The organism is Marinicauda sp. Alg238-R41, from assembly GCF_947331485.1.
GTDB classification, from domain to species: domain Bacteria; phylum Pseudomonadota; class Alphaproteobacteria; order Caulobacterales; family Maricaulaceae; genus Marinicauda; species Marinicauda pacifica.
In genome coordinates this window covers 1,203,047-1,216,942 of sequence record NZ_CAMZOJ010000001.1, presented here as the reverse complement: position 1 = coordinate 1,216,942, position 13,896 = coordinate 1,203,047, and the positions used below count along the sequence as shown (strand labels likewise).

At 65.5% G+C, this 13,896-nt stretch carries 19 protein-coding genes; 15 read left to right on the top strand and 4 right to left on the bottom strand.

Annotated features, from left to right (window positions below; all coding sequences use genetic code 11):
* Positions 1 to 404 precede the first annotated feature (404 nt).
* A complete protein-coding gene (locus PGP17_RS05720; RefSeq protein ID WP_270374574.1) occupies positions 405 to 866 on the top strand; it encodes a hemerythrin domain-containing protein in 462 nt (153 codons plus the stop codon).
* A 514-nt stretch (positions 867 to 1,380) separates the two neighbouring features.
* On the top strand, positions 1,381 to 2,559 hold the full coding sequence (locus PGP17_RS05715) for a vWA domain-containing protein (protein ID WP_135943009.1): 1,179 nt from the start codon (positions 1,381 to 1,383) through the stop codon (positions 2,557 to 2,559).
* 10 nt (positions 2,560 to 2,569) lie between these two features.
* Here the strand turns inward: PGP17_RS05715 and PGP17_RS05710 are convergent, their stop codons facing one another.
* On the bottom strand, positions 2,570 to 3,058 hold the full coding sequence (locus PGP17_RS05710) for an NUDIX domain-containing protein (protein ID WP_270374573.1): 489 nt from the start codon (positions 3,056 to 3,058) through the stop codon (positions 2,570 to 2,572).
* A 151-nt stretch (positions 3,059 to 3,209) separates the two neighbouring features.
* Between PGP17_RS05710 and PGP17_RS05705 the strand changes: the two genes are divergently transcribed.
* Positions 3,210 to 3,542 (top strand): chorismate mutase, encoded by a 333-nt coding sequence (locus PGP17_RS05705; RefSeq protein WP_135943007.1) that lies wholly within the window; start codon positions 3,210 to 3,212, stop codon positions 3,540 to 3,542.
* A 5-nt stretch (positions 3,543 to 3,547) separates the two neighbouring features.
* On the opposite strand, the gene PGP17_RS05700 is transcribed toward PGP17_RS05705, so the two are convergent.
* Positions 3,548 to 3,874 (bottom strand): Hpt domain-containing protein, encoded by a 327-nt coding sequence (locus tag PGP17_RS05700; RefSeq protein WP_270374572.1) that lies wholly within the window; start codon positions 3,872 to 3,874, stop codon positions 3,548 to 3,550.
* Between the two features lie 208 nt (positions 3,875 to 4,082).
* Between PGP17_RS05700 and PGP17_RS05695 the strand changes: the two genes are divergently transcribed.
* Both PGP17_RS05695 and PGP17_RS05690 read left to right on the top strand, forming a co-directional pair.
* Positions 4,083 to 4,241 (top strand): hypothetical protein, encoded by a 159-nt coding sequence (locus PGP17_RS05695; protein WP_270374571.1) that lies wholly within the window; start codon positions 4,083 to 4,085, stop codon positions 4,239 to 4,241.
* A gap of 105 nt (positions 4,242 to 4,346) precedes the next feature.
* The gene (locus PGP17_RS05690; protein ID WP_270374570.1) at positions 4,347 to 4,802 is read left to right on the top strand and encodes a MaoC family dehydratase; all 456 of its coding nucleotides are present in this window, start codon (positions 4,347 to 4,349) and stop codon (positions 4,800 to 4,802) included.
* Here the strand turns inward: PGP17_RS05690 and PGP17_RS05685 are convergent.
* Together PGP17_RS05685 and hppD are read right to left on the bottom strand one after the other, a co-directional pair.
* On the bottom strand, positions 4,799 to 5,302 hold the full coding sequence (locus PGP17_RS05685) for a MarR family winged helix-turn-helix transcriptional regulator (protein ID WP_270374569.1): 504 nt from the start codon (positions 5,300 to 5,302) through the stop codon (positions 4,799 to 4,801). The genes PGP17_RS05690 and PGP17_RS05685 overlap by 4 nt on opposite strands.
* Complete coding sequence (gene hppD, locus PGP17_RS05680; protein ID WP_270374568.1) at positions 5,302 to 6,375, bottom strand: 4-hydroxyphenylpyruvate dioxygenase; 1,074 nt, start codon at positions 6,373 to 6,375, stop codon at positions 5,302 to 5,304. Before hppD ends, PGP17_RS05685 begins: the two co-directional genes overlap by 1 nt.
* A gap of 146 nt (positions 6,376 to 6,521) precedes the next feature.
* Between hppD and maiA the strand changes: the two genes are divergently transcribed.
* The 10 genes from maiA (at position 6,522) to PGP17_RS05630 (ending at position 13,890) form a co-directional block, all read left to right on the top strand.
* Positions 6,522 to 7,166 carry a maleylacetoacetate isomerase gene (maiA, locus tag PGP17_RS05675; protein WP_270374567.1) on the top strand — a complete coding sequence of 215 codons (645 nt, stop codon included), beginning with the start codon at positions 6,522 to 6,524 and terminating at the stop codon, positions 7,164 to 7,166.
* A 33-nt stretch (positions 7,167 to 7,199) separates the two neighbouring features.
* Positions 7,200 to 7,865: a DsbA family oxidoreductase gene (locus tag PGP17_RS05670; RefSeq protein WP_270374566.1), complete on the top strand. Its 666-nt coding sequence runs from the start codon at positions 7,200 to 7,202 to the stop codon at positions 7,863 to 7,865.
* Positions 7,866 to 7,908: 43 nt separating this feature from the next.
* Positions 7,909 to 8,301 (top strand): MAPEG family protein, encoded by a 393-nt coding sequence (locus tag PGP17_RS05665; RefSeq protein ID WP_135943000.1) that lies wholly within the window; start codon positions 7,909 to 7,911, stop codon positions 8,299 to 8,301.
* 119 nt (positions 8,302 to 8,420) lie between these two features.
* Positions 8,421 to 8,714 (top strand): type II toxin-antitoxin system RelB family antitoxin, encoded by a 294-nt coding sequence (relB, locus tag PGP17_RS05660; RefSeq protein ID WP_135942999.1) that lies wholly within the window; start codon positions 8,421 to 8,423, stop codon positions 8,712 to 8,714.
* Positions 8,707 to 8,982, top strand: coding sequence for a type II toxin-antitoxin system RelE/ParE family toxin (locus PGP17_RS05655; RefSeq protein ID WP_135942998.1), 276 nt, complete (start codon positions 8,707 to 8,709; stop codon positions 8,980 to 8,982). Before relB ends, PGP17_RS05655 begins: the two co-directional genes overlap by 8 nt.
* 114 nt (positions 8,983 to 9,096) lie before the next feature.
* Entirely contained in the window at positions 9,097 to 10,479 is a 1,383-nt protein-coding gene (locus PGP17_RS05650; RefSeq protein WP_270374565.1) for a TldD/PmbA family protein, read from the top strand.
* A 9-nt stretch (positions 10,480 to 10,488) separates the two neighbouring features.
* The gene (locus PGP17_RS05645) at positions 10,489 to 11,256 is read left to right on the top strand and encodes a 3'(2'),5'-bisphosphate nucleotidase CysQ (protein ID WP_233342046.1); all 768 of its coding nucleotides are present in this window, start codon (positions 10,489 to 10,491) and stop codon (positions 11,254 to 11,256) included.
* A gap of 26 nt (positions 11,257 to 11,282) precedes the next feature.
* Complete coding sequence (locus PGP17_RS05640; protein WP_135942996.1) at positions 11,283 to 11,528, top strand: DUF4170 domain-containing protein; 246 nt, start codon at positions 11,283 to 11,285, stop codon at positions 11,526 to 11,528.
* Positions 11,525 to 13,330: an ABC transporter ATP-binding protein gene (locus PGP17_RS05635; protein ID WP_442915135.1), complete on the top strand. Its 1,806-nt coding sequence runs from the start codon at positions 11,525 to 11,527 to the stop codon at positions 13,328 to 13,330. The genes PGP17_RS05640 and PGP17_RS05635 overlap by 4 nt, the downstream gene beginning before the upstream one ends.
* Positions 13,327 to 13,890: a manganese efflux pump MntP gene (locus PGP17_RS05630; RefSeq protein ID WP_270374564.1), complete on the top strand. Its 564-nt coding sequence runs from the start codon at positions 13,327 to 13,329 to the stop codon at positions 13,888 to 13,890. The genes PGP17_RS05635 and PGP17_RS05630 overlap by 4 nt, the downstream gene beginning before the upstream one ends.
* Positions 13,891 to 13,896: the final 6 nt, after the last annotated feature.

The window sequence follows — 13,896 nt, the reverse complement described above, 5'->3', positions numbered from 1 at the left end:
CGCTCTCTGCTTCCCCTCTCCCTCTTTCCTGACGAAAGTCAGGATCCAGAGAGGACGGGACGCCCTGCGCTCTCTGGGTCCCAGCTTCCGCTGGGAAAGAGGGGTGGTGGATGTTTAGTAGAAAAGCCAGCGAGATAGTGTCACCCCGGACGGCCAAAGGCCGAGCCGGGGCCTCGCGTTGTTGACGGGTGCGAGCCGGCCTCCCTCACGAGGTCCCGGCTCTCGTTTCACTCGGCCGGGATGACATGGATGGATTGTTTTACTCTCTCCTGACGAAACTCAGGGTTCAGAGAAAGCCCTTGCCCTCCGATGCCTTAAACGGCCCGCCTCCTCACCCCCGGCGGGAACACGCCCGCCCCCTTGGGCCGTTATCTTCTCGCACCCTGCAACGAGGAGACCTTCCCATGGCCGATATCTACAAGGAAATCACCAAGGACCACGACAAGGCGCGCGATCTGATGAAGCAGATCATGGACACCACCAACCGCGCCGCAAAGAAACGCGAAGAGCTGTTCGAAACCTTCAAGCTGGACATGTGGTCGCACAACAAGATCGAGGAAGCGCTGTTCTACGAGCCCCTGCGCGGCGCGAAGGAAACGCGTGGCGATGCGATGGAAGCGGTCAACGAGCACCATGTCGCCGGCGGACTTCTGGAAGAGCTCGACGTCATGCCGAAGGATTCCGAGGCCTGGATCGGCAAGTTCACCGTGCTCAAGGAATTGCTCGAGCACCACATGGAGGAAGAGGAGAACGAGATCTTCTCCGACGCCCGCAAGGTGATCGCCAAGGACCGCGCCGAGGAGCTGGGCGACAAGTTCCAGAGCCGCAAGCGCGTCGTCGTACCCGCCCTGACGCCCGAGGCGTGATCGGTCTATCTCTAAGTGTGAAACAGATCAAAGCGTTAAACATCGTCATCCCGGGCTTGCCCCGGGACCCAGAGAGCGTAGGGCGCCCTGTCCTCTCTGGGTTCCCGCTTTCGCGGGAACGACGAGGTTTGGACTTTGAAAACCTCTCGCCCTCTTTCCTGACGAACGTCAGGATCCAGGGAGCGTGGAATGCCGTCCTCGATGGGTGGCGTCCTGTCCTTATCCAGGTCCCGGGTCTGCGCTGCGCTCCGCCCGGGATTTCAGGACATGTAATCAGCTGAAACCCCGGACGGCCAAAGGCCGAGCCGGGGCCTCGCGCAGGTGACCGGTGCGAGCCGGCCTCCCCCACGAGGTCCCGGCTCTCGTTTCACTCGGCCAGGATGACAGGAATAGATTGCTTTACTCTTTCCTGACGAAAGCCGGGGAGGAGCGGGCCGGGTTTATGCCATCACCGCGCAGCGAAGGGTTTGTCGTGGCGCGTGGCGGCGGTTAGAGTCCGCCTATGTCAAACGCCATGTTCCATCGCTTCTTCACCGGTCTGCGCGCCGCGAAAATTCCGGTGTCTACGCGCGAGTATCTCACCCTGCTCGAAGCGCTCGACAAGGGTGCGATCGGGCCGTCGCTGGATGAATTCTATTCGGTGAGCCGGGCCGCGCTGGTCAAGGACGAGCGCAATTTCGACAAGTTCGACAAGGTGTTCGCCCACTTCTTCGAAGGTGTGGAGGCGCTGGGCGAGCTGTTTCAGAAAGAAGAAATCCCCGAAGACTGGTTGCGCGCGGAAATGAAGCGCCATCTCACCCGGGAGGAGATGGACGCGCTGGACGCGATGGATTTCGACGAGCTGATGAAGACGCTGCAGGAGCGTCTCGAAGAGCAGAAAGAGCGCCACGAAGGCGGCAATAAATGGATCGGGACCGGGGGCACGAGCCCTTACGGCCATTCGGGCTGGAACCCGGCCGGGGTGCGCATCGGCGGCCAGTCGAAGAACAAGCGCGCGGCCAAGGTCTGGGAAGATCGCCGGTTCAAGGATCTCGATTCCGACCGCGAGCTGGGCACCCGCAATCTGAAGGTCGCGCTGCGCCGCCTGCGCCGGTTCGCGCGCGACGGGGCGGAGGAGGAGCTCGACCTCAACTCCACCATCCGCGCGACCGCCCAGCACGGCTATCTGGACGTGAAGATGCGCCCCGAGCGGCGCAACGCCATCAAGGTGCTGGTGCTGTTCGACGTGGGCGGATCGATGGATCCCTATATCGAGATGACGGAGAAGCTGTTCTCCGCCGCGCGCAGCGTGTTCAAGAATCTCGAATACTACTATTTCCACAACTGCCCCTACGAGGCGGTGTGGAAGTCCAATCTGCGCCGGCGCAGCGAGACGACGCCGACCTACGACCTGATGCACAAATACCCCGGCGACTGGCGCATCGTGGTGGTCGGGGATGCCTCCATGGCCCCGTACGAGATCACCCATCCCGGCGGCGCGGTGGAAGGCTGGAACGAGGAAGCGGGCGGCACCTGGCTGCGGCGGATCGCGGAGACCTGGCCGAACCTGGTCTGGCTCAACCCGCAGCCGGAAAAATGGTGGCCGCACACCTATTCCATCCAGCTCGTGCGCGAGATTGTCGGGCCGGAACGCATGTTCCCCTTAACGCTGGACGGGGTCGACCGCGCGATGAAGGAACTGGCCAAGCGGTAAGCTCGACGCCTTAGCCAGAACTGCGCGGATAACCCGAGCCATTGATCCGGACCCAGCGCGTCAGCGCCCAGGCGGAGGCCTCGTGGCGCAGCCGGGCGATGCAGTCGGCCAGGCTCGCCCAGATCAGGGTGTGATCGGCCTCGACCTTGGCGGCGTTCTCGCTCACCGACGTGACCTCGAAGAAATGGGCGTGATTGAAGATCCGCTTGCCGTCGGGCTTGTGCCAGTAATGCCAGGCGGTGCCGAGGGCGTCACCCGGTTTCACCTTCAGCCCGGTTTCTTCACCGAACTCGCGCACCAGCGCGTCCTCGATGGTTTCACCCGCTTCCACCGCGCCACCGGGCAGATCGTATTCGGGATTTCGTCCCGTCCCGATCGCCACCAGGGCGATGCGGCCGATCGGATCGGAGAGCACGCCGTAGGCCGCCTCGCGCGGGACATAATCCGCGTCCGGGTCAGGCGTTCCGAACACCGGTTCTCCGGCCTGTATCTCTTTCATGGCAACCTCCTGCGCGTCTGCGCTCCTGCGTGTCTAGCGTACCGGACCGGCTGGAAGTTCCGTTCCGTGCGTGTCCGGCGGGCTTCAACCGGGGGCCGGGCGCGCCTATAAGGCGGGCCGAGACCTCCGGTTTGCCTGACAGGACTGCGCCATGATCGATCGCAACGACCTCGACGCCCGCACACCGCCGCAAGCGTGCCGCACGATGGACGACGTTCGCGACGGGGTGGACCGGCTGGACCGGGCCCTGGTCGCGCTGATCGCCGAACGCAGCCGCTACATGGAAGCGGCCGCGCGGATCAAGCCGGACCGAGGCGCGGTGCGCGACGAGGACCGGGTCGAGGACGTGGTGGCCAAGGTGCTGGACCGCGCCAGCCGCGAAGGCCTGCCGCGCGACATTGCCGAGCCGGTCTGGCGTGAGCTGGTCGAGCGGTCCATCGCCTACGAGTTCGAGGTCTGGGACCGCACGCAGGATCGAGACTGACGAGGTTAGAGCCGGCTTTCCATGACGGTGCGAATTTCGCGCAACGTCCTGTGCGCGCGAGCCCTGACATCGGCCAGCGTGTCGGGATCGAGCGGGTGCTGCTCGGCGTGCGCGCAGGCGTCCGCGAGGTCCATGGCGCCCACACCGCGCGAGGCACCTTTGAGCGTGTGGGCAGCCGCCATCCAGCTGTCGCCTGAGGCAGCGGCCTCCATCTGGCCGACGCAATTTTCCACCTGGGTGGAGAAGAGGGCGAAGAGCTCCGCCTCCAGGACCGGCTCACCGGCCGTGTACTGGGCCAGGTGTTCGAGATCGAGAAGCGGCGCGTCGCTCATGAATAAATGGCTCCAGCAGGGGCGGTCCGGCATCAAGCGCCCAGTCTGACCCGGCCAGGCTTAATGGTGCGTTTAGCACGAGCCCGGCACGACATCCCGCAACAGGCGAAATCGTTCGAACCTTGCGCGTTGAAGCAGAGTGGGCGATAGTCAACAATGTGTTAACGCGCTAGCTTAAAGAGGCCGGGACGTGCCAGCCGCCAAATGGATGTTGACGCTGTTGGTGTGGGGATTGCTGATCGCCGCCTTTACCGTGTCCCTTGCCCTGGCGGAGACCGAGGCACCGGCCAGCCTGGACTACGCGCCGCTCGTCCTGCTGGCCGCAGCCGGGGCGATGGCCCTGGTCTCGCGCCTGTTCTCGCGCTGACGGCTTCGTCTCACCCTTCGCCGCCCCCCCTCGTCCACACGCAATTGCCCGACCTGCCGGGAAAACGGCTTGACCGCGCGGAGCACGCGCGCTGTCATCGCCCTCATGAGCATTCTTGAAACCTATCAATCGCGAATTGGCGAGACCTACCGGTCGAGCTGGTTCACCGTCGACCAGGACCGCGTCAACACGTTTGCCGACGTGACCCTGGATCATCAATTCATCCACGTCGATCCCGACCGCGCCGCGAAGGAAACACCCTTCGGCGGGCCGATCGCGCACGGCTTCCTGACGCTGTCGCTGATGAGCCATTTCATCGAGGAAGCCCTGCCCGCGCCGCCGGACGGCATCGTGATGGGCATCAATTACGGCTTCGAAAAGATTCGTTTCCTGACCCCGGTGCGGGTGGGCTCGAAGATTCGCGGCGCGTTCACGCTGGCCAAGGCAGAGGCGCGCAAGCCGGGTCAGATCCAGCTGACCCATGATTGCAGCGTGGAGATCGACGGCGTGGACAATCCCGCCCTCGCCGCGCAATGGCTCAGCCTGATCGTGACGGCCTAGTCTGAAGAATTGGCGGCCGGCGCGATCGCGTCGGCCCGTTCTTCCAGCGCGTCGAGCAGGGCCATGAGCCGCTCGCGCTCCGCGTCCGCCAGGCCGTCCAGCAGAGATGTCTCGTACTGCATGGCCAGCGGGGCGACTTCCTCGTAAATGCGCTGACCTTCCCCGGTCAGCTCCACATCGCTCGCGCGCCGGTCGCTGGACCGGCGCGTGCGCCTGACCAGGCCGCGCTCGTCGAGCGCGCGGATGGCCCGGCTGACGGGCACCTTGTCCATGGCGGTGGCTTCGCACACGCCCTGGGCCGTCATCGGCGCGCCCTCGCCCAGCACCGCGATCACACGCCATTCCCAGATGGTCAGGCCGAAACGCGACTGGTAGGCGCGCGCGATCAGCCCCGACACCTTGTTGGACACGACCGAGAGCCGGTAGGGCAGATACGCCGACAGGCGCAGGGCCGAAGACCCTGCGCCCGTCTTTGCCGGGGTGGTGGTGTCCCTGGTCATTACTCGGCGGCAGACGTGCCTGCCGGCTTGATGACGCCGCGGCGGACCTGATCCAGCTCGATGGATTCGAACAGGGCTTTGAAATTGCCCTCGCCGAAGCCTTCATTGCCCTTGCGCTGGATGATCTCGAAGAAGATCGGACCGATCGCGTTCTGGGTGAAGATCTGCAGGAGCAGGCCGTCGCCGCTTTCCAGATCGCCATCGATGAGGATCTTGTTCGCCTCCAGGCGCGGCAGGTCCTCGCCGTGGTTGGGGACGCGCTCGTCGACCAGCTCGTAATAGGTGTCCGGCGTCGACTGGAAGTCGACCTTCTTCTCGCGCATTTCCTCGACCGTCTCGTAGATGCGCGGCGTCGTCAGGGCGATGTGCTGGATGCCCTCGCCGTTATAATCGCGCAGGTATTCGGCGATCTGGGACTGGTCGTCGGAGCTTTCGTTCAGCGGGATTTTCAGCTTGCCGCACGGGCCGGTCATGGCGCGCGATTTCAGGCCGGTATGCTGGCCCTTGATGTCGAAATAGCGGATTTCGCGGAAGTTGAAGACGTCTTCGTAGAAGCTCGCCCACTTGTCCATATTGCCCAGCTCGACATTGTGGGTGAGGTGGTCGAGCACTTCGAGGCCGACACCGCCCTTGTCGGTCTCGCCGGTCGGCTCCCAGTCGTCATAGATCGTCTTGTCGCCATAGGTGTCGACCAGGTAGAGGACCGAGCCGCCAATGCCCTTGATCGCGGGGATGGTCTCGCCATCGCTCCAGATGCCCTCGCCGAACGGTTCGGCGCCGCGCTCCAGCGCTTTCTTGTAGGCGTCCTTGGCGTCCTTGACGCGGAAGGCCATCGCATTCGCCGACGGGCCGTGCGTCTTGCGGAACTCCGCGGCCTGGCCGGCGCTTTCCCGGTTGACCAGGAAATTGATGTCGCCCTGCTTGTAGCGCACGATGTCTTTGGACTTGTGTTTGGCCACCGGGGTGAAACCGAGGCGGCGGAACAGCGCGTCGAGCTCTTCAGGCTTGCTGGAGGTGTACTCCACGAACTCAAAACCGTCAGTGCCCAGCGGGTTCTCGAAAAGATCGGCCATGAAAGCGCTCCCTTTAAAAATAGTTTGGTGTCGTGCGGCCCGCGCCAGGGTTGATCCGGCCAGGCAGACTGCGCATCGTCTTAGCTCAAGATAGTATCATTTGTAACTAAATTCATCCCCCGTCGCTCAGCCAAGGAGAAACGCCAATGAAACCGGTGCTTTATGGGTATTTTCGCTCAGGAACGACCTATCGCGTCCGCGCCGCGCTCAATTACAAGGGCGTGGATTACGACTATGAGCCGGTCGACCTGGCGGGCGGCGCGCAATCGGGCGAAGCCTACAAGCGGCTCAACCCGCAAGGGCTCGTGCCGGCGCTGAAAGTCGATGGCGGGGTGCTGACGCAGAGCCCGGCGATTCTCGAATGGATGGAGGAGACCTGGCCGGAACCGGCCCTGCTGCCCCATGAGCCGATCTTGCGCGCCCGCACCCGTGCCTTCTGTGCGGCAATCGGCTGCGACATCCATCCGATCCAGAATCTGCGCATCCTGAAGGCGGTCAAGGCGATGAAGGACAGCGATCCCGACGCCGGGACCGAGTGGGCGCGCCACTGGATCACGGTCGGGTTCGAGGCGCTGGAGGAGATGGCCGAACCGGATGCGGGCGGAGGCGGCTTCCTGTTCGGGACGGGGCCCAGCCTTGCCGAGGTCTATCTGATGCCCCAGATGTTCAATGCCGAACGCTTCGGAGTCGATCTGGAGCGGTTTCCAAAACTGGTGGCCGCCAATGCCGCCGCCCAGTCGGTGCCCGAATTTGCCGCAGCCCATCCGTCCAGGCAGCCCGACGCGCGCTAGCCGCGGGCCTCGCCGTCCTCACAGGGGGAGTTCATGACCGTCTCCGTCGATCTCGTCTCCGACATTGTCTGCCCCTGGTGCTGGCTGGGCCATCGCTACTGGGCGCAGGCGCGCACGCTCGCCCGGCCCATCCGCACCGCGACGCAGCTGCGCGCCTTCCAGCTCGACCCGGCGATCCCGCGCGAGGGCGTGGACTACAAGGACTACATGAAGGCGAAATTTGCCGGCGCCGGGTCCGGGTCGGGATCGGAGCGCTGGAAAGCCATGCGCGACCATCTCGAGGCGGTCGGACCGGAGGCGGGTATCACGTTCCGCTTCGACGAGATCAAGGTGCGTCCCAACACGCTCGATTGCCATCGCCTGATCCGCTGGGCCGAAGGCCAGGGCCTGGGCGAGGCGATGAGCGAGGCGCTGTTCAAGGCCTTTTTCGACGAGTTGCGCGACCTGTCCCGGCACGAGGTGCTGGCCGAACTGGCCGGCGAGGCGGGGCTGGACGCGGCCACGGTGAGCGAATTGCTCGCCACGAACCGCGACGAGGACGCGGTGCAGCGCGAGGAGGCGTTCTACAGAAACCTTGGGGTTCAGGGCGTCCCGTGCTTCATTTTCAACGGACAGTTTGCGGTATCGGGCGCGGAAGCCCCCGAGGCGCTGGCTGCCGCCATAAAGGAAGCCGACCAGCTGCCCGCCGAAGACGAGTAATCCTCGCGGCAAGGCAGCGGTCTCTCGGGGAGGAACCCAACTTATGACCGCCTTGCACGCCGCCGCCCTCTATATCGGGCTCAACCTGCTCATTCTCCTGTTCATCGGCTTTCGGGTCTCGATCGTCCGGCGCCGCCTCAAAGTGAATATCGGTACGGGCGGCTTTGCCGAGATGGAGCGTGCGGTCCGCACGCATGCCAATGGCGCCGAATGGGTGCCCGCCGCCCTGCTCGGCCTGCTGGCGCTGGCGCTCGTGAATGCGCCGGCCTCCGCGATTCACGTCTTCGGCGCCGCGCTGACCCTGGCGCGCCTGGCCCACGCCTATGGCCTGTCGACCTCGGATGCGGCGACCCCGGGACGCTTTATCGGCTCGCTGGGAACGCTGCTGGTCTACCTGCTGATGGCCGTGGCGCTCATCGCCTACGCAGTGATCTAGGGGAGAGGCTGGAGACGTTCACGCCGAGCGGCATTACCAAAAGAAGAGTGCGAGGCGCCAGAGTCCTTGACTGTATCTCATTTGAGATACATTATGGGCTATGTATAGGAGGCGATGCCATGTCCGCTCAAACCTCGATGCTTCACGTCCGCGTGGACGACCAGCTCAAGGCGCAAGCCGCCGAAGCCCTGTCCGGCGTAGGCCTGACGCTGTCCGATGCAGTGCGTATTCTGCTGACCCGCGTGGCAGCAGAGGGCGGTCTGCCGGCGGGTCTGACCACGGACCCGGACGCCTATGACACCTGGTTCCGTGCCAAGGTGCAGGAGGCGCTCGCCGATCCGCGCCCGGCACAACCACACGACCAGGTCATGAAGGAAGCGCGGGCCTTGATCGAAGCGAAGCGTCGTGCCTGAACTCGAATGGAAGGTCCCGGCGATCGCCGACCTGGCGGCCATCGTCGACTACATCTCGGACGACAACCCGGATGCAGCCCTCACCCTGATGGAGGAAATCGAGGTCAAGGTCACTCAGTTATTGGCTCATCCCAAACGCGGCCGACCTGGTAGGGCAGAGGATACCCGGGAGTTGGTTGTCCGGCCCAACTACATTGTGGTTTATGCCGAAACCCCGCTCGCGGTGACAGTGCTGCGCGTGCTTCACGCCGCTCAGAAGTGGCCCTGAGACGAATTCATGTGAGGCTCATCGCCTACGCAGTGATCTAGGGGGCGAAGCCGGGAGCGATCACTGAGCGCGCCGCGTTGCTCTATCAGCCCCCTCCGCGCTAAGAGCAATACCATGACCCAAACCGCTCCCGACCCCCGCTCCACCCAGACTGCGCCCGATCCCGAAGCGCTGAAAAACCTCGCAGAGGACATTGTCCGCGACGCGCTGAAGGCCGGCGCGGACGCCGCCGAGGCCGGACTGGCGGAGAGCCGCTCGCTGGAGGCCTCCATCCGCAACGGCGCGCTGGAGGATCTCGAACGCTCGGAATCGCGCGATGCGGGCCTGCGTGTCTTCGTCGGCAAGCGCCAGGCCGGTGTGGCGTTCTCCGATCTGTCCACACAAGGGCGCAAGCTGGCCATCGAGCGCGCCGTGGCGATGGCCAAGGCCGCGCCCGAGGACCCCTATTGCGGACTGGTCGAGCGCGAGGCGCTGGCAGGCAAGCTGCCCGACATCCCCCTTTACGAGGCGGGTGAATGGGACCCGGCCATCCTGGAAAATCTCGGCTTCGCGATGGAAGACGCCGCGCTGAAGATCGACGAGGTGGAGACCATCACCCAGGCCGGGGCCGGATTCGGCGCCGGGGCGGGCGCGCTGGTGACCTCCAACGGTTTCGCGGCGGGGCGCAGGGGCTCGACCTTCTCGCTGGGAATTGCGCCGCTGGCCAAGCGCGGCTCCGTGATGGAGCGCGATTTCTACGGCCATTCGGCGCGCCGCTTCGGCGAACTCAAATCGCCCGAGGAGATCGGCCGCATCGCCGGTGAACGCGCCGCCGCGCGGCTGGGCTCGACCAAGATCAAGGGCGGCAAGATGCCGGTCGTGTTCGACTCCCGGGTCGCCACGACCTTCGTGTCGTCGCTGCTGGGCGCCATCTCCGGCCCGGCGGTTGCGCGCGGCAACTCCTTCCTGAAATCGAAGATGGGCGAGCGCGTCTTCGCCGAAGGGATCGACATCGTGGAAGACCCGCTGAAGGCCTGGGGCCACGGCTCGCGCGCCTTCGACGGGGAAGGTGTGGCGGTCCGGGCGCGCGCCCTTGTCGAGGACGGGGTGCTGACGACCTGGCTGCTGAACGCGTCCTCGGCGCGCCAGCTCGGCCTGCCCCTGACCGGCCATGCCTCGCAGGGACTGGGCTCCCCGCCCGGCGTGCGCACCTCGAACGTCCATCTGGCAGCGGGCGAGCGCAGCCGCGACGACCTCATCGCAGATGCCGGAACCGGCCTCCTAGTGACCGAGATGTTCGGCCCGTCCCTCAACGAGAATACCGGCGACTGGTCGGTCGGCGTGGCCGGATTTGCCATCGTGGACGGAAAGATCGCCGCACCCGTCAGCGAGATGACGGTCGCGGGAAACCTGATCGAGATTTTCGCGCGCCTGGAACCGGGCAGCGACCTGGAATTCGATCACGCCACCAATTCGCCGAGCATACTGGTCGACGCGTTGTCGGTCGGCGGCCTTTAGGAACACACGGTGGCGAGTTTCGACGATCCCGACCTGGCCTTGATGACCAAAGCGGCCGTCGCTGCCGGAAAAGCTGCGATGGGCTTTTACGGCCAGGAGCTGAAAGCCTGGGACAAGGGCGTCAACGATCCGGTCACCGAAGCCGATTACGCGGCCAATGCGATCATCCGCGACCAGCTGATGGGCGCGCGGCCGGACTATGGCTGGCTGTCGGAGGAAAACGCCGACGATCAGAGCCGGCTCGAAAAGCGCCGTACCTTCGTGGTCGATCCGATCGACGGCACGCGGGCCTTCCTGAAGACGCGCGAGGAATTCGTCATCTCCATCGGCCTCCTGATGGACGGCCACCCCTATGCCGGCGTGCTGTACGATCCGTGCCGCGAGCACGTCTATGCCGCGCTGCGCGGCCATGGCGCGTGGCGCAATGGCGACCGGCTGACGATGACCGCGCAGGACTCCATCCAGGGCGCACGCCTGCTGGGCGATCCCGGCCGGCTGACGGCGTTGCGCGATCTGGGCGCCCACGCCCATACGGTCAATTCCTTCGCCTTGCGCCTCGCCATGGCCGCAGCCGGCGAGTACGATGCGGTCGTCGCGGTGCGCCCCAAATGGGACTGGGACCTTCTGGCCGGACACATGCTGATCGAGGAGGCCGGCGGGCTGATTACCGGCAATGACGGCTCCCCGCTGCGCTACGACAAGGCCGAGCCGCGCCAGCTCCCGCCTCTGGCCTCTGGTCCGGCCCTGCATGCCCTGTTATTAGAGCGCCTCCTTTAACCTCCCTGGCAGATAGGCAAGAGCCCATGAGCGACGACAAGCAGCTTCTCCACCTCGTTATCGGCGGCGAGCTCGATGAAGTCAGCCCGCACGCGCACGATTTCAAGAATCTCGACGAGGTCGAATTCGTCGGCGCCTATTCCAACTATGACGACGCCAAGCGCGCCTGGCGCAGCGCGGCTCAGCAAACGGTCGACAACGCGCACATGCGCTATTTCATCATCCATGCGCACAAGCTGCTCGACCCGTCCGATGGCGGCCCGCAGGGCTGACCGGGGCACTGAGCGATCTTCCCGCTTCCACGCCCGATGCGGCCCCGCCGCCGGAGCGCAGCTTCGCGCTCGCCCGGCGGCTCTGGCGCGTCTGGATACGGCCCAAATGGCGCCTTCTGGCGTGGGGTATACTCCTCTCGCTGATCACGGCCGCCGCCGGGTCGAGCTATGCCGGTGCGCTGCATTATGCCGGTGAGCTGATCAAGGCGGCCGAGCCCTCGGCCATCTGGATCGCGCCGGCCATGTTCCTGGTGCTGGGCGTCATCCGCAGCGTCAGTCTTTACGGCCAGACGCTGGCGACCAACCGGCTGGCGCTGTCGATCATGCGCGATCTTCAGAACGCGCTCTACGCCCAGTACATGCAGGCCGATTTCGCGCGCATCCAGAGCCAATCGACCGGCTCGATCATCTCGCGCTTCACCAACGACATCACGATGCTGCGCGAGAGCCTGATCCGATCGGCCAACAACCTGACCCGCGACCTGTTCATGATCATCTTCGGCGTGGCCTGGATGTTCTGGATCGACTGGGCGCTCGCCCTGTTCGTCCTGCTGGTCCTGCCGCTTGCGGCCCAGCCGGTGCTGCGCATCGGCAAGATGATCCGGCGCCGCTCCGATCAGGTCCAGACCCAGATGGGCGATGTGACCAGCTTTCTTGAAGAGAGCGTCTCAGGCGCGCGCATGGTCAAGACCTTCTCTCTGGAACCCTACGCGAAGGAACGCGCCCGGGCCCGTTTCCAGGACCGGTTCACCCTGCTGCTCTCCATGACCCGCTACCGCGCCATGATCGAGCCGGTGATGGAGGTTGCCGGCATGATCGCGCTGGCCGGCGTGCTCGCCCTGCTGGCCTGGCGCGCCACGACCGGCGAGTCCGGGATCGAAGATCTGCTGGGGATTGTCGGCGCGGTGCTGGTCGTCAGCCCCGCCGCGCGCGCACTCGGCTCGCTATCCGGCGTCATCCAGGAGGGCCTCGCCGTCGTGCAGCGCATTTTCACCGTGCTGGACGATGCGCCCCGGCTGGTCGACCGGCCCGGCGCCAGGGCGCTGAACGTGCGCGGCGGCGCCATCGAGTTTCGCGACGTCGAATTCGGGTACGAGACCGGTCCGGCGGCGCTGAGCGACATCTCGCTGCGCGTACCGGCCGGCCAGACCGCCGCGCTGGTCGGACCGTCGGGATCGGGCAAGACCTCGCTGCTCAACCTGATCCCGCGTCTTTACGATCCGCGATCGGGCGAGGTGCGCATTGACGGACAGGATATCGCAGGCGTGACGCTGGCCTCGCTGCGCGGCGCCGTCTCGCTCGTCAGCCAGGACGTGACCATGTTCGACGACACGGTGCGCGCCAATATCGCCTTCGGCAAGCTGGATGCGACCGACGAGGAAATCGCCGAAGCGGCCTGCGCCGCCGATGCGCACGACTTCGTCACTGCCCTGGAACACGGCTACGAGACCCGCGTCGGTCCGCGCGGCACTGCCCTGTCCGGCGGTCAGCGCCAGCGGATCGCGATTGCCCGTGCAATTTTGAAGGACGCGCCCATCCTGTTGCTGGACGAGGCCACCAGCGCGCTGGACGCCCAGTCCGAAGCGCGCGTGCAGGCTGCGCTGGAGCGGCTGTCTGAGGGACGCACGACCCTGGTCATCGCCCACCGCCTGTCGACGGTGCGCGAGGCCGACCAGATCTTCGTGATGCGCGAGGGCCGCATCGTGGAGACCGGCACGCACGACAATCTGATGGCCGAGGGCGGCCTTTATGCCGACCTGTCCCGGCTGCAATTGCGCGAACCGGGAGGCGGCACGGGGTGAGCGTTCTCACCCTCTCCCTCACCGCGATCAGCCTGTCGACCGATGCGTTCGCGGCGGCACTGGCGCGCGGATCGAGAGAAGTCCGCCCGCGCGCTCTGACGGCCGTGCGCGTCGGGGCCGTGTTTGGCGGGGCGGAAGGCCTGATGGCGCTGGCCGGCTGGATGGCCGCGCGGACCTTTGCCCCGGTCATCACCGCGCTCGACCACTGGATCGCCCTCGTCCTGCTCTGCTTCATCGGTGTACGAATGATCCGCGAGGGCCTTGCCAGCGACGCGGAGCCCGACGAGGCCGGACCGCCGCCCGGCTTTGGCGCCACCATACTCACCGCGCTGGGCACCAGCGTCGATTCCGCCGCCGTGGGCGTGGCGCTTGGACTGAGCGGCGCCAGCGCTTACGCCGCGCTGGTCATCGGGCTGGCCTCGTTCAGCCTGTCCACCATCGGCTATCTGATCGGGCCGTATGCGCGCGAAGCGCTGGGCAAGAAGGCAGAAATTCTGGGCGGGCTCGTGCTGATCGCCATCGGCGTGTCGATCTTCGTCGACCACACCTGGGGCGGGTGAGGCCCG

Bases quoted from the DNA above. Each gene is read 5' to 3' on its own strand.
- PGP17_RS05720 (WP_270374574.1), top strand. From the start codon at position 405: ATGGCCGATATCTACAAGGAAATCACCAAGGACCACGACAAGGCGCGC.
- PGP17_RS05715 (WP_135943009.1), top strand. From the start codon at position 1,381: ATGTTCCATCGCTTCTTCACCGGTCTGCGCGCCGCGAAAATTCCGGTG.
- PGP17_RS05710 (WP_270374573.1), bottom strand. From the start codon at position 3,058: ATGAAAGAGATACAGGCCGGAGAACCGGTGTTCGGAACGCCTGACCCG.
- PGP17_RS05705 (WP_135943007.1), top strand. From the start codon at position 3,210: ATGATCGATCGCAACGACCTCGACGCCCGCACACCGCCGCAAGCGTGC.
- PGP17_RS05700 (WP_270374572.1), bottom strand. From the start codon at position 3,874: ATGAGCGACGCGCCGCTTCTCGATCTCGAACACCTGGCCCAGTACACG.
- PGP17_RS05695 (WP_270374571.1), top strand. From the start codon at position 4,083: ATGTTGACGCTGTTGGTGTGGGGATTGCTGATCGCCGCCTTTACCGTG.
- PGP17_RS05690 (WP_270374570.1), top strand. From the start codon at position 4,347: ATGAGCATTCTTGAAACCTATCAATCGCGAATTGGCGAGACCTACCGG.
- PGP17_RS05685 (WP_270374569.1), bottom strand. From the start codon at position 5,302: ATGACCAGGGACACCACCACCCCGGCAAAGACGGGCGCAGGGTCTTCG.
- hppD (WP_270374568.1), bottom strand. From the start codon at position 6,375: ATGGCCGATCTTTTCGAGAACCCGCTGGGCACTGACGGTTTTGAGTTC.
- maiA (WP_270374567.1), top strand. From the start codon at position 6,522: ATGAAACCGGTGCTTTATGGGTATTTTCGCTCAGGAACGACCTATCGC.
- PGP17_RS05670 (WP_270374566.1), top strand. From the start codon at position 7,200: ATGACCGTCTCCGTCGATCTCGTCTCCGACATTGTCTGCCCCTGGTGC.
- PGP17_RS05665 (WP_135943000.1), top strand. From the start codon at position 7,909: ATGACCGCCTTGCACGCCGCCGCCCTCTATATCGGGCTCAACCTGCTC.
- relB (WP_135942999.1), top strand. From the start codon at position 8,421: ATGTCCGCTCAAACCTCGATGCTTCACGTCCGCGTGGACGACCAGCTC.
- PGP17_RS05650 (WP_270374565.1), top strand. From the start codon at position 9,097: ATGACCCAAACCGCTCCCGACCCCCGCTCCACCCAGACTGCGCCCGAT.
- PGP17_RS05640 (WP_135942996.1), top strand. From the start codon at position 11,283: ATGAGCGACGACAAGCAGCTTCTCCACCTCGTTATCGGCGGCGAGCTC.